This window comes from Microbacterium aoyamense (assembly GCF_023155855.1).
In the GTDB taxonomy this organism is placed as follows: Bacteria; Actinomycetota; Actinomycetes; order Actinomycetales; family Microbacteriaceae; genus Microbacterium; species Microbacterium aoyamense.
Map to the genome: position 1 here is coordinate 307,152 of NZ_JAKNUT010000002.1, position 12,758 is coordinate 319,909.

Genomic DNA, 12,758 nt, shown 5'->3' on the forward strand with positions numbered 1-12,758 from the left:
TGATGATCGCCCTGACCCTCGAACACCTCGCCGACGCCGTGCGCGGCGCCCTGCATCCGTTCGGCGACGACACCGCCGACACGATCGTCGAGGGCGCCGTCGACACCGACTCGCGCCTCATCGAGCCCGGCGGTGTGTTCGTCGCCAAGCCCGGCGACGAGACCGACGGCCACCTCTTCGTCGGCGCGGCGATCGAGCGGGGCGCCGTCGTCGCGATCGTCGAGCGTCTCGTCGAGGCCCCCGTCTCCCAGATCGTGGTTGCGGATGCCGTGGCCGCGCTCTCGGACCTCGCGCGCGTCGTCGTGGCCGAGGTGCGCGCCGCGGGCGTCCTGCGGATCGTCGGGATCACGGGGTCCAACGGCAAGACCACGACGAAGAACCTGCTGGCCCGCATCCTCGAGGGCGAGGGCGAGACCATCGCGCCGAAGGCGTCGTTCAACAACGAGGTCGGCGCACCGCTCACGATGCTGCGGGTCACGGCCGACACGCAGTACCTCGTGAGCGAGTTCGGTGCGAGCGGCCCCGGCGCGATCGCGCATCTCGCGGGTCTCGTCGAGCCCGATGTCGGTGTCGTTCTCATGGTCGGCATGGCCCACGCCGGGGGCTTCGGTGGACTCGAGGGCACGTTCGAGGCGAAGTCCGAACTCGTGCGCGCACTGCGCCCCGGCGGCGTCGCGGTTCTGAACGCCGATGACGCGCGCGTCGCGGCGATGGCGCCGATCGCGGCGGAGCGCGGCGTCGCCGTGCGCTGGTTCGGGCGCGGCCCCGAAGCGGCCGTGCGCGCCGACGACGTCGTGGTGACGGCATCCGGCACCTCCTGCGTCATCACGGTCGACGGCGCGTCGCTGCCCCTGCACCTCAAGGTCCTCGGCGAGCACCACGTCATGAACGCACTCGCGGCGATCGCGGCCGCCACGACGCTCGGCGTGTCGCTCGCCGATGCCGTCGGGCGCCTCGAGACGGTCGAGATCGCGGAGCGCTGGCGCATGCAGCCGATGGGCTCCGATCGCGTGCGCATCATCAACGACGCCTACAACGCCTCGCCCGACTCGATGGCGGCGGCGCTGCGCACACTCGCGCAGATCACGGGGCCCGATGAGCGCATGGTCGCCGTGCTCGGCGCGATGAGCGAACTGGGGGAGTACGCGGGAGAAGAGCACGACCGCGTGGGCGAGCTCGCCGTGCGCCTGCGCATTCCGCGCATCGTCGTGATCGGTGCCGAAGCCCGTCGCATGTTCCTCGCCGCCGTCGCGCAGGGGTCATGGGACGACGAAGCGGTCTTCTTCGCGACGGCGGACGAAGCGTACGACTACCTCGTGGACGAGTTGCGCGACGGCGACCGCGTGCTCGTGAAGTCATCGAACGCGTCGGGTCTGCGTTTCCTGGGCGATCGTCTGGGAGAATCGTTCTCGTGAGATCACTCCTGACGGCAGCCGCGATCTCGCTGGCCTTCACGCTCTTCCTCACCCCCGTGTTCCTGCGGCTCTTCCGCAAGTGGGGCTGGGGTCAGGTCATCCGCACGCCCGAGAACGTGCACAACCCGAGCCATGGTGAGAAGCGCGGCACTCCGACGATGGGCGGCACGATCTTCATCGTCGGCACGCTCGTCGGCTACCTCGTCGGCACCTACACGGGCAACAACCCGCCGACGATCTCGGGGTGGCTGGTCATCTGGATGATGGTGGGGCTCGGAGTCGTGGGCTTCATCGACGACTTCATGAAGGTGCGCAGCCAGCGCAGCCTAGGGCTCACCGGCTGGCGCAAGGTGCTCGGACAGGTGCTCGTGACGGTGCCCTTCGGCATCGCCGCCCTCATGTTCCCCGACGCGGCCGGGCAGACGCCCGCATCGCCCTACATCTCGATCTTCCGCGACGTTCCGTGGCTCGGCTTCATGACGCTCGGCCTCGTGATCGGGTGGATCCTCTACCTCCTCTGGGTGACGTTCATCGGGGTGGCGTTCTCGAACAGCGTCAATGTCACCGACGGCCTCGACGGTCTCGCCGCCGGCTGCGCCATCTTCGTCGTCGGCGCCTACAGCCTGATCGCGTTCTGGCAGTTCAACCAGGCATGCAGCGGCGGCGCGCTCTCACCCGATCTCGACTCCGCGTGCTACCAGGTGCGCGACCCGTTCGACCTCGCGATCATCGCCGCGGCGTTCGTCGGCGCGCTGGTCGGGTTCCTGTGGTGGAACGCTCCCAAGGCCGAGGTCTTCATGGGGGATGTCGGTTCCCTCTCGATCGGCGGCGTCATCGCGGCGCTCGCGATCCTCACCCGCACCGAGCTGCTCGCGGTGCTCGTGGCCGGTGCCTTCATCATCGGGCCGGGGTCGGTCATCCTCCAGCGCATGTACTTCAAGGCCACGCGCGGAAGGCGGCTGTTCCTGATGAGCCCGTTCCACCACCATCTCGAGATGCGCGGGTGGTCCGAGATCTCGATCGTGATCCGGATGTGGATCATCGCCGGCCTCCTGGCCGTCTCGGGCATCGGATTCTTCTACGTCGAGTGGCTGTCGCGCACGTGAGTGCCGCGCGCCTCGACGGCCTCACGAGCTGGCACGCGGACTGGAAGGGTCTGCGCGTCGCCGTGCTGGGCCTCTCGGTCACGGGCTTCTCCGCCGCCGACACGCTCGCCGAGCTCGGCGCCGACGTCGCCGTCTTCACGGAAGAGGCGAGCGAGGAGTACGCGGGACTCGTTCCCGTCATCGGTGCGACGCTGTGGACGGGATCGCTCGCGCAGCCGCCCGCCGCGCTCGTCGAGTTCGCGCCCGACGTCGTCGTCGCCTCGCCGGGGTTCGCGCCGCATCATCCCGTCATCTCGTGGGCGCTCGATGCGGGCATCGCGCTGTGGGGTGACGTCGAGCTGGCGTGGCGTGTCCGAGACAAGGTCGTGCGGGACGACGGCACGCCCGCCGACTGGATCCTCGTGACCGGGACGAACGGCAAGACCACGACGACGCGGCTGACGGCGACGATGCTCGTGGCCGGCGGCCTGCGAGCCGCGCCGGTCGGGAACATCGGCACGCCGGTGCTCGACGCCGTCCGGGACCCGGCGGGCTTCGACGCCCTCGTCGTCGAACTGTCGAGCCATCAGCTCTGGTACCTCGGGCTGCAGACCGGGCCCGAGCCGCTGTCGCCCCATGCGGCCGTGTGCCTCAACCTCGCCGACGACCATCTCGAATGGCACGGATCGCCCGACGCCTATCGCGCCGCGAAGGCCCACGTCTACGACAACACCCGCGTCGCCTGCGTCTACAACAAGGCGGATGCCGCGACGCGCGAAATGGTCGAGGACGCCGAGGTCGTCGAGGGCGCGCGGGCCATCGGCTTCGATCTCGGGGTGCCCGGGCCGAGCGATCTCGGCCTCGTCGACGGCATCCTCGTCGACCGCGCCTTCCTCGAGGACCGCCGCACCAGCGCCCTCGAGCTCACGACACTCGCAGACCTCGCCGCGCGCGGGCTCGCAGCCCCGCACATCGTCGCGAACATCCTGGCGGCGGCGGCGCTCGCGCGCTCGCTCGACGTTCCCCCCGAGGCGATCCGCGAGGCGCTGGACGGATTCCGTCTCGACCCGCATCGCATCGAAGTCGTCGCCGTCGCTTCGGGTGTGACGTGGGTGGATGACTCGAAGGCGACGAATCCGCATGCCGCCGCGTCCTCACTCGCCGCGTACCCGGGTGCCGTGTGGGTCGTCGGCGGGCTGCTCAAGGGCGTCGACATCGCGGACCTCGTGGCCTCGCGCGGATCGAGCGCGAAGGCGGCGATCGTCATCGGCTCCGACCGGTCGGCCGTCGTCGCGGCGTTCTCGCGACACGCGCCCGAGGTGCCGCTGTTCGAGGTCGACGGCGCTCAGACTGAAGACGTCATGGCGCAGGTCGTCGAGACGGCGATGAGTGTCGTGCAGGACGGAGACGTGGTGCTCCTGGCGCCTGCCGCGGCATCCTTCGATCAGTTCTCGTCGTACTCGGACCGTGGCCGGCGCTTCGCCGCAGCAGTGAACGATCGTCTCGGGAGGGGGAGCGATGGCGGGAACGACCGCGACACGCACCCCCCGGCCGACGCCTGACCCCGCTCCGGAGACCAAACGCGGCCTCGCCGCGCGCGTCTCGCTGGGGCGGGTCTTCGCCCCCGTGCCGAGCGAATTTTTGCTGATCGCCTCGACGGCACTGCTGCTGACGGTGTTCGGACTCGTCATGGTGCTGTCCGCGACGTCGGCGACGGCGACGGCCGCGGGCGAGCCTCCGTACGAGGCCATGATCAAGCAGGGCGTCTTCGCAGTCATCGGCGTGCCGCTCATGTTCGTCGCGAGCCGCCTGCCGATCACGTTCTGGAAGCGGGTCGCCTGGCCGTCGCTCATCCTCGCGACGCTGTTCCAGCTGCTCGTCTTCGTACCCGGCCTCGGCGTCGAAGCCCACGGAAATCGCAACTGGGTGCAGATCGCGGGCTTCCAGTTCCAGCCCGCCGAGTTCCTGAAGCTGACCCTCGCACTGTGGCTCGGCTACGTGCTCTTCCGCAAACAGACGCTGCTCGCCTCGTGGAAGCACGTCGCGATCCCGATCGTGCCCGTCGCCTTCCTCGTCATCCTGACCGTGCTGATGGGCGGTGACCTCGGCACGGCGATGGTGCTCGTGCTCATCGCGCTGGGCGCGCTGTTCTTCTCGGGCGTCAAGCTGCGGATCTTCCTGGTGCCGCTGATCCTCGGCGGCATCCTCGTCGCGGTCTACGCCATCACGAGCCCCAACCGCATGGCGCGCATCATGAGCCTGTTCAACGAGAACTGCCTCGACGACTACCTGACGAGCTGCTACCAGCCGCTGCACGGCATGTGGGCGCTCGCGAGCGGGGGCATCTTCGGGCTGGGTCTGGGCAACTCGCGCGAGAAATACGACTGGCTGCCCGCGGCGGCGAACGACTACATCTTCGCGATCGTGGGCGAAGAGCTCGGGCTCATCGGCTGCGTCGTCGTCCTGGCCCTCTTCGCCCTGTTCGCCGTCGGCGCGTTCCACGTCATCCGCAAGACGAACGACCCCTTCGTGCGCATCGTGTCGGGCGGCATCACGGTGTGGATCGTCGGTCAGGCGCTGATCAACGTCGGCGTCGTGTTGCGCGTCTTCCCCGTGCTGGGTGTGCCGCTGCCGTTCATGTCGCAGGGCGGCACGTCGCTGCTGTCGGTGCTCGTCGCGTGCGGTGTGCTCCTGTCGTTCGCCCGCTCGCTTCCGGCGCCGCGCACCCCCGGCTCGCCGCGGGCATCCACGCGCACGCGTGCGAAGATCGCTGAGTGAGTTCTCCCCGCACGTACCTTCTCGCCGGCGGTGGCACCGCGGGTCACGTCAATCCGCTGCTCGCTGTCGCAGACGCGCTGCGTGAGCGCGAGCCCGATGCCCTCGTGCTGGTGCTCGGCACCCGTGAGGGACTCGAGGCGCGCCTCGTCCCCGAGCGCGGCTACGAGCTCGTGTTCGTCGACAAGGTCCCCTTCCCGCGGCGTCCGAATCGGGATGCCGCGGGCTTCCCCGCGCGCTTCCGGCGCGCTATCGCGCAGGTGCGGACGATCATCGCGGAGCGCGGGGTCGACGTCGTCGTGGGGTTCGGCGGCTACGCCTCGGCCCCCGCGTACGTCGCGGCGCGCCGCGCGAGGGTGCCGTTCGTCGTGCACGAGGCCAACGCCAAGCCCGGGCTCGCGAACATCCTCGGTGCGCGGTGGGCAGCGGCATCCGGCGTCGCTTTCGACGGCACATCGCTGCGCGGCTCGCGCGTCGTGGGCATGCCCCTGCGGCGGGAGCTGATGGAGCTCGACCGCGCCGCGGTGCGCGCCGAGGGCGCCGCCCACTTCGGCCTCGACCCCGCGAAGCCCACGCTGCTCGTGTTCGGGGGTTCGCTCGGCGCCGCGCGGCTCAACGCCGCGTTCGAGGGCGCGTGGCAGGACGTCCTCGACGCGGGGTGGCAGCTGCTGCACGTCACGGGGGAGAGGTCGGAGCTCGAGGATCCGGATGCCGCGGGCTACGCCCTGCGTCGCTACGTCGACCGCATGGACCTCGCCTTCGCCGCGGCCGACTTCGTCGTCTCGCGCGCGGGAGCCGCGACCGTGAGCGAGATCAGCGCCCTCGGCATCCCCGCGGTCTACGTGCCGTACGCCGTCGGCAACGGCGAGCAGGCGCAGAACGCGGCCTCGGCCGTCCGCGCGGGGGCCGCGCGTCTCATCCCCGATGCCGAGTTCACGAGCGATCGCGTCCGGAGCGAGATCGTGCCGCTGCTGACCGACTCCGGCGCACGCGACCAGATGGCGGAGGCCGCGGCATCCATCGGCGAACGGCACGGCACCGAGAACGTCGTCGCCCTCGTCGACGAGGCGCTGAGCGCAGGGTAGGTCGACCGAGAGGCCGCACGTCTCCTCAGGACAGCGGCGTGGCACCGACGAAGGCGAGGACGGCGAGGACGCGTCGATGGGCGTCTGCGCCCGCTGAGATGGCGAGTTTGGCGAAGACGCTCGTCACATGGCTCTCGACTGTCCGCTCCGAGACCCAGAGCCGTCGCGCGATCGCGCGGTTGGTGAGACCGTGCGCCATCAGCGACAGCACGTCCCGCTCACGAGCGGTCAGGTGCGCGGCGCTCAGGACTGGTTGGTCGACCGTGGACATCTCCCTCTCCTCACGTCGGTGCGTCGGAAGCCCAGCTTCCCCCGGGAGCCCGCAGCCCGCACGCGTAGTCACTACTCGTTCTCGCCGATCGCACGCAGGTCGCGGACGATTGCAGGTGTGACCGCCCCGCGGTAGCTTGCCAAGGTGGACCTCCGCGCGGCGGCATCTGCCTCTCTCAGGGCTTGGACGGTCGCAGGTCGCGAGTCCGAACTCGGCCGCATGGACGACGCGCTCTCCGTCGCCGGCGGCGGTGTCATGCTGGTCGGCGCACCCGGGGTCGGCAAGACCCGTCTCGCTCGAGAGGCACTGGAGCGACTCTCGTCGCGAGGCGTGCCGACCGCCTGGGCGGTCGGCTCCGAGTCCTCCCGTGAACTGCCGCTGGGAGCGTTCGCCGGGATGCTGTCACGGTGGGAGGACGCGGCGCCGTCTCAGAGCGTGACAGAGCGCCTGGCCGAAGCGATCCGCAACCTCGCACCGCGCCAGGGCGCGCTCGTGCTCGGCGTCGACGACGTGAACCTGCTCGACCAGGCCTCGGTGGTGCTCGTCCACCAACTCGCCACCCAGGGGGTCATTCGGGTGGTGATGACGCAGAGGGCGTGCACACCGTCCCCCGATGCCGTGTCCGCGCTCCTGCGGAGCGAGCGCATGATCCGGATCGACCTGGCCGAGATCCCGTCGGACATCGCAGACGGTCTGATCGACGCGTCGTTGGACGCGCCCGTCGATCGCGCCGCGCGGCGTGCGCTGCGTCGAGCTGCGGGCGGGAATCCCCTCTATCTCCGAGAGCTGCTCCGAGGGGGTCTCGAAGAGGGGTGGCTCGCGTACGCGGACGGCCTGTGGCAGCTCACGAGACCACTTCGGCTGCCGTCCAGTCTCGTCGAGCTCGTCTCGGATCGCATCGGAGCAGTCGAGGGCGACGTCGGCGAACTGCTCGACATCCTTGCACTCGCGGAGCCTCTCTCGATCGACCTCTCCGAGCACCTCGTCGGCGGCGACGTCGTCGAACTCGTCGAGACGCACGGCCTCGTGAGCATCCAGCGATCCGCGGACGATCGTGACTTCGTCCGACTTGCGCACCCGCTGTTCGGTGAAGCGCGTCGGGCTGTACTCGGCGCGGCGCGGGCGAGGCGTCTGCGGCGTCGGGCCGCGGGCGCGATGGCCGACCCGGCGCTCGGTCACTCCGGCGACGTCATGCGCCGCGCCGTGCTGGAGCTCGACGCCGGCGACCGGCCTCAGCTCGAGCTGCTGCTCGCGGCAGTCGACCGCGCCGCCGACCTGGTCGACGTGCCGCTCGCGCACCGGCTCGCCACCGCGGCGATCGGGGCCGGTGCCGGTTTCGAGACGCAGGCCTACGTCGCGAACCTCGCTGCTCTGGTGCCCGGCGAAGACCCGGTGGCCGAGCTCGACCGGCTCGAAGCTCTGGCCGGCGACGAGGTCGAACGCGCACGAGCCGCGGCGATGCGCATCGCGCACATCGCCTGGGAGCGCAATGGTCCGCAGGAGGCCGAGGCCGAGCTCCGCCGTGCGCGGAGCGCTCTGAGCGATCCGATCGCGATCGCCCACATCGATGCGATCGGCGCACTCTTCGCCGAGCGGCTCGCGCGATCCGCTGAGGCGAGTGCGACCGCCGAGCGATTGCTCGCCATGCCGGGGCTCGATCGGGACAGCGTCGCGCTCGCCACCTCCGCACTCGTCGCGGCGCGCGCGGGATCCGGCCGGGTCGAGGGACTCGCTCCCTTCATCGAGCGAGCACTCGCGGACAGTTCGACTCTCGCGCGAGGAGCCTTCCGGACGCCGCTCATAGCGTCGTACGCGCTCGGACTCGAGTGGGCGGGGCGTCTGGATGCAGCCGAGCAGACGAAACGCGACCTGGTCGGCGGCCTGCGCGACAGCGGCCCGGTGAGCGCGGTCGCCGCCTATCTGCTGGGCGCCAACGAGCTGGCACGCGGACGGCCCCGCTCGGCTGTCGCGCTGCTGCGGGAGGCCAAGGCGGGGTTGATCTATTTCGGCGGCTGGAAGTACGCGACTCAGATCGCCGTGACGCGCGCTCTCGCGCTGTGCGGCACGCCCGGGGAGGCCGTCGCAGCGCGCGATGAGCTCAACGCCCGGGTACTGGAATCCATGCGTCATTGGGAGCCGGATCGGCTCCTGGCGAACGCGATGGTCGAGGCCCGCCTCGGAGCGGTCGCTGCGGCGATCGCGCTCATCCATCAGGCGGCCCGGTTCGCGAGAGAGCACGGACTGTTCGCCAACGAGGTCATCGCGCTGCAGATGCGGGTGATGCTGGGACGATCCGGCGCAGACCGAAGGCTGTCGGAACTCGCCGGGATCGTGGACGGCCCCCGGGTCGGTCTGGCACTCGCGCACGATCGCGCGCTCTCCACCTCCGACCCGGGAGCACTGCTGAGCGTGTCGGACGCGTGGGACGAGATGGGTGATCAGCTCGCTGCGGCGACGGCGAGTGCACAGTCGTTCCGTCTCGCATCACGTGGGCGGCAGTCGGCCGCCGATCGACGGCATGTTGCTCGGGCCCGCATCCGCACGATGGAGCTCCTCCTGCGTTGCGAGGAGGCCAACACGCCGGAACTGGATCGCTTCGCGCGGCCGTCGCCCCTCACGGACCGGGAGCGGGAAGTGGTGCACCTCGCTGCGACCGGCAAGTCGAACCGACAGATCGCCGGACAGCTGGGCGTCTCCGTCCGAACCATCGAAGGCCACGTCTACCGAGCGACGGACAAGCTGGGGCTCACGCGCGCCGAGTTCTCCCAGTATCACGGCTGACACGGATGCGCGGCGAGGAGCATCGGCCCTAGGTTGTGCTCCAGTCGTCGGCTGCAGCACAGGAGAACCATGTCGGGTTCGTACACGCACGAAACACCCTCCGTCCCTCCGCGCGCGCTGGCGTTCGGGACACCCGAGATGGGAAGGACGCTCCGTCGGGAACGCGAAGCTTTCCGTCGTGGGGGCGACGCGAGCGCCACGCTGCGAAGCATTCTGGACGACGCGGTCGAGCTGAGTGCACTGAGCACTCGAGATGCCGATCGGATCTCGGTCTACGCCGGTCGCACAGAAGGTCGTGAAGGCATTGCGAATCGCTACTACCGCGAGGCGCTGGATGATGCCGAGGCGTCTCCGCTGCTGGGCGTGCTCTTCGGCGTCGCGGCGACGGTCTGTGAGAGCGGGGACCGAGGAGATGAGCCGGGACTGCGGGATGAGGAGATCGCCTCGTTCGTCAGCGGTTGGACGACCTTCGGGCCGGCCGTCGGCACAGGCATGCTTCTCGGAATGGTGTTCGGTCGGTCGGTCGGCGCCCCTGTCGACGAGGGGCGCGCCTAAGTCGCGGGCTCGGACTTCAGAGCCGCGGCGACGAGCGCGAGCGCCTCGTCTGCGTCGAGGCGGAGCAGTCGCACCTGCTCCGCGAACCGCGCCGCGGCGCGCTGGGCCTCCTGCCGCGCGGGGTCGCCGTACAGCGCGACGAACGTGCCGTTGCGTCCGCGGGTCTCGATGACGCGGGATGCCTCCAGCTCGCGGTACGCGCGGGCGACCGTTCCCGGCGCGAGCCCGAGGTCTTCCGCGAGGCGTCGGACCGTCGGAAGCCGCGCGCCGGCGGCGAGCTCGCCGGACGTGACGGCCTCGAGCAGCTGAGCGCGCAGCTGCTCGTACGGCGGCACGGGGGAGCGGGGATCGACGACGATCATGAGGTGCTGCCGGCGGGAACGGGATGGCGGAGCCAATCCGGATAGAGCGCCGCAGGCAGGGGGCGCCCGGTGCTCGCGGGGTAGATGAAGCTGAGCGCGATGATTCCCCACGTCGGGATCTGCGTGGCCCAGCTGCTCCACAGCGTGTCCAGGGGCGTCGTCAGCGAGATGATCGCGAACGACAGGACGAGCCATCCTGCGATCGCGCACGACAGGCGGAGCGACATGATGGTCGCCGCGCGCAGCGCGTCGTCCCACGCGAGTTCGAGCGAGTGCGAGGCCGGCTGCGGCTGATCGAGGACCAGCCGCTCGAGGCGTGGAAGAGCGATGAAGACGCCGGCTGCGACGACGCCGAACACGGCGGCGGCGATCGCGGCGGACGCCTGGACGCGGGTCGGTGCGGCGATCGCGACGACTCCGACGGCAACGGCCGCGACGGCGGCCGCGCCGGCGATCACCCACGGGATCCGGAGGCGCGCCGGACCGAGGTAGTCCGCCGCCGTCATCACCCGCGCCCGCGCGACGCGGGGCGCGTCGGGCGCCGGATGGAAGAGTCGCTCGTGGACGGCGACGATCGTGGTGCCGATCACGTTGCCGACGACGACTCCCGTGAGGAGCGTGTAGAAGATGAAGAAGGCACTCGTCGCGAGCGGTGTGAGCAGGAGCAGGGCGGCCATCGCGGCCCCCGCGACTATCGCCCACGCGCCGGCGATGGCCCGCGCCCGCAGAGCGCGGGCGACCGAAACCCGCGTCTGGTCCGAGCCGTAGGGAAGGCGCACACCCATCGAGAACCGGTCGGCGCGCGCCCGGCCCGAGGACCTGTCCCACATCGCGACCAAGAAGCACACGGCGATGATGGCGACGATGATCGTCAGGACGATGTTCATTCCGCGGGTGATGTCAGGGTAGAGGCCGTCCATCCCTCTTTTGTACGTCGTTTGTATCAATGTGTCAATACAATGCGCCACCGCGCGCCGGGGCCTGCCTCTCCGACCACCGACCTAGACTTGACCGGTCATGATTCGACCCGACTTGAGCCTTCCCATCCCCGAGAACATCGAGGCCGCGCACTTCATCGGCATCGGCGGTTCCGGCATGTCGGGCCTCGCCCGCATGTTCCTCGAGCGCGGCATCCGCGTCTCGGGATCCGACCGTGCCGACAGCCCCGGCCTTCGCCAGCTCGAGGCACTGGGTGCGACCGTCTACGTCGGGCACGAGGCGTCGAACCTCGGCGACGACGTCGACACGGTCGTGCACACGGGAGCCATCTGGCCCGAGAACCCCGAGTTCGTCCTGGCGAAGCAGCGCGGGCTGCACGTCATCCATCGCTCGCAGGCGCTGCACTGGTTCATCGGCGGCCGCCGGCTCGTCTCGATCGCGGGGGCGCACGGCAAGACCACGTCGACGGGCATGGTCGTCACCGCGCTGCAGGCACTCGGAGTCGACCCCACCTTCGTCAACGGCGGCGTCATCGCGCAGCTCGGCGTCTCGAGCGGGAGCGGCGCCGACGACGTGTTCGTCATCGAGGCCGACGAGTCCGACGGCACGTTCCTCCTCTACGACACCTCGATCGCGCTCATCACCAACGTCGATCCCGACCACCTCGATCACTGGGGCTCGCGCGACGCATTCGACGCCGCGTTCGCCGAGTTCGCCAACAGCGCGCGCGAAGCCGTCGTCATCTCGTCCGACGACGAGGGCGCCGTGTCGGTGCGCGCACGCCTCACGCACGAGAACGTCGTCTCGTTCGGAGAGGCGGCGGATGCCGACATCCGCGTCACCGACATCGTGACCGACGGCCCGGTGCGCTTCACCGTGCGCCACGGGGTCGCCGCCGCCGAGATCCAGCTCGCCGTGCCCGGTGCGCACAACGCGATCAACGCGGCGGGCGCGATCGGCGTGCTCGTCGCGCTCGGCCACGGGTTCCTCGACGCCGCTCGCGCGGTCGAAGGCTTCGCCGGCACGGCCCGCCGCTTCGAACTGCACGACGTCGTTCGCGGCGTGAGCGTGTACGACGACTACGCGCATCACCCGACCGAAGTGGCGGCCGCACTCGCCGCCGCACGGACCGTCGTCGGTGACGGGCGCATCATCGCCCTGCATCAGCCGCACACCTATTCGCGCACCCAGGCGATGTTCCAGGAGTTCGCCGACGTGCTCGAATCGCACGCCGACCACACCGTCGTCCTCGACGTGTACGGCGCGCGCGAAGACCCCGTCGAAGGTGTGACGGGCGCCCTCGTCAGCGAGGCGTTCGCCGAGCCCGAGCACGTGCACTTCGTCGCGGACTGGCAGGATGCCGCGGACTACACCGCGTCCGTCGCCCGTGACGGCGACTTCGTCATCACACTCGGCTGCGGCAACGTCAACCTCATCGTGCCCCAGGTGCTCGACGCCCTCGCGCGCACGTCGTCCGCGGGGGAGTAGCC

At 70.3% G+C, this 12,758-nt stretch carries 11 protein-coding genes; 8 read left to right on the top strand and 3 right to left on the bottom strand.

Translation table 11 applies throughout. From position 1 onward, the window contains the following. Positions 1–2: 2 nt before the first annotated feature. The 5 genes from MA876_RS08240 to murG are packed head-to-tail and all read left to right on the top strand — an operon-like array spanning position 3 to position 6,360. Complete coding sequence (locus tag MA876_RS08240) at positions 3–1,415, top strand: UDP-N-acetylmuramoyl-tripeptide--D-alanyl-D-alanine ligase (protein WP_248147682.1); 1,413 nt, start codon at positions 3–5, stop codon at positions 1,413–1,415. Further along, complete coding sequence (gene mraY, locus MA876_RS08245; RefSeq protein WP_248147684.1) at positions 1,412–2,521, top strand: phospho-N-acetylmuramoyl-pentapeptide-transferase; 1,110 nt, start codon at positions 1,412–1,414, stop codon at positions 2,519–2,521. Before MA876_RS08240 ends, mraY begins: the two co-directional genes overlap by 4 nt. Then, complete coding sequence (gene murD, locus MA876_RS08250; protein ID WP_248147686.1) at positions 2,503–4,062, top strand: UDP-N-acetylmuramoyl-L-alanine--D-glutamate ligase; 1,560 nt, start codon at positions 2,503–2,505, stop codon at positions 4,060–4,062. The genes mraY and murD overlap by 19 nt, the downstream gene beginning before the upstream one ends. Next, a complete protein-coding gene (ftsW, locus tag MA876_RS08255; RefSeq protein WP_248147687.1) occupies positions 4,019–5,278 on the top strand; it encodes a putative lipid II flippase FtsW in 1,260 nt (419 codons plus the stop codon). Before murD ends, ftsW begins: the two co-directional genes overlap by 44 nt. After that, a complete protein-coding gene (murG, locus tag MA876_RS08260) occupies positions 5,275–6,360 on the top strand; it encodes an undecaprenyldiphospho-muramoylpentapeptide beta-N-acetylglucosaminyltransferase (protein ID WP_248147688.1) in 1,086 nt (361 codons plus the stop codon). Before ftsW ends, murG begins: the two co-directional genes overlap by 4 nt. Before the next feature lie 25 nt (positions 6,361–6,385). Here murG and MA876_RS08265 read toward each other — a convergent pair whose 3' ends face one another. Beyond that, positions 6,386–6,631 (bottom strand): helix-turn-helix domain-containing protein, encoded by a 246-nt coding sequence (locus tag MA876_RS08265; RefSeq protein ID WP_248147689.1) that lies wholly within the window; start codon positions 6,629–6,631, stop codon positions 6,386–6,388. Between the two features lie 144 nt (positions 6,632–6,775). Between MA876_RS08265 and MA876_RS19305 the strand changes: the two genes are divergently transcribed. Beyond that, positions 6,776–9,412, top strand: a complete 2,637-nt coding sequence (locus MA876_RS19305; RefSeq protein WP_248147690.1) for a LuxR family transcriptional regulator — start codon at positions 6,776–6,778, stop codon at positions 9,410–9,412. Between the two features lie 138 nt (positions 9,413–9,550). Next, the gene (locus MA876_RS08275; RefSeq protein WP_248147691.1) at positions 9,551–9,967 is read left to right on the top strand and encodes a hypothetical protein; all 417 of its coding nucleotides are present in this window, start codon (positions 9,551–9,553) and stop codon (positions 9,965–9,967) included. Here MA876_RS08275 and MA876_RS08280 read toward each other — a convergent pair. Further along, positions 9,964–10,329: a GntR family transcriptional regulator gene (locus MA876_RS08280; RefSeq protein ID WP_248147692.1), complete on the bottom strand. Its 366-nt coding sequence runs from the start codon at positions 10,327–10,329 to the stop codon at positions 9,964–9,966. The two genes, MA876_RS08275 and MA876_RS08280, sit on opposite strands and share 4 nt — an antisense overlap. Further along, positions 10,326–11,249 carry a hypothetical protein gene (locus tag MA876_RS08285; protein WP_248147693.1) on the bottom strand — a complete coding sequence of 308 codons (924 nt, stop codon included), beginning with the start codon at positions 11,247–11,249 and terminating at the stop codon, positions 10,326–10,328. Before MA876_RS08285 ends, MA876_RS08280 begins: the two co-directional genes overlap by 4 nt. 97 nt (positions 11,250–11,346) lie before the next feature. Here MA876_RS08285 and murC point away from each other — a divergent pair, with 97 nt between their 5' ends. After that, positions 11,347–12,756, top strand: a complete 1,410-nt coding sequence (gene murC, locus MA876_RS08290; protein ID WP_248147695.1) for a UDP-N-acetylmuramate--L-alanine ligase — start codon at positions 11,347–11,349, stop codon at positions 12,754–12,756. Positions 12,757–12,758: the final 2 nt, after the last annotated feature.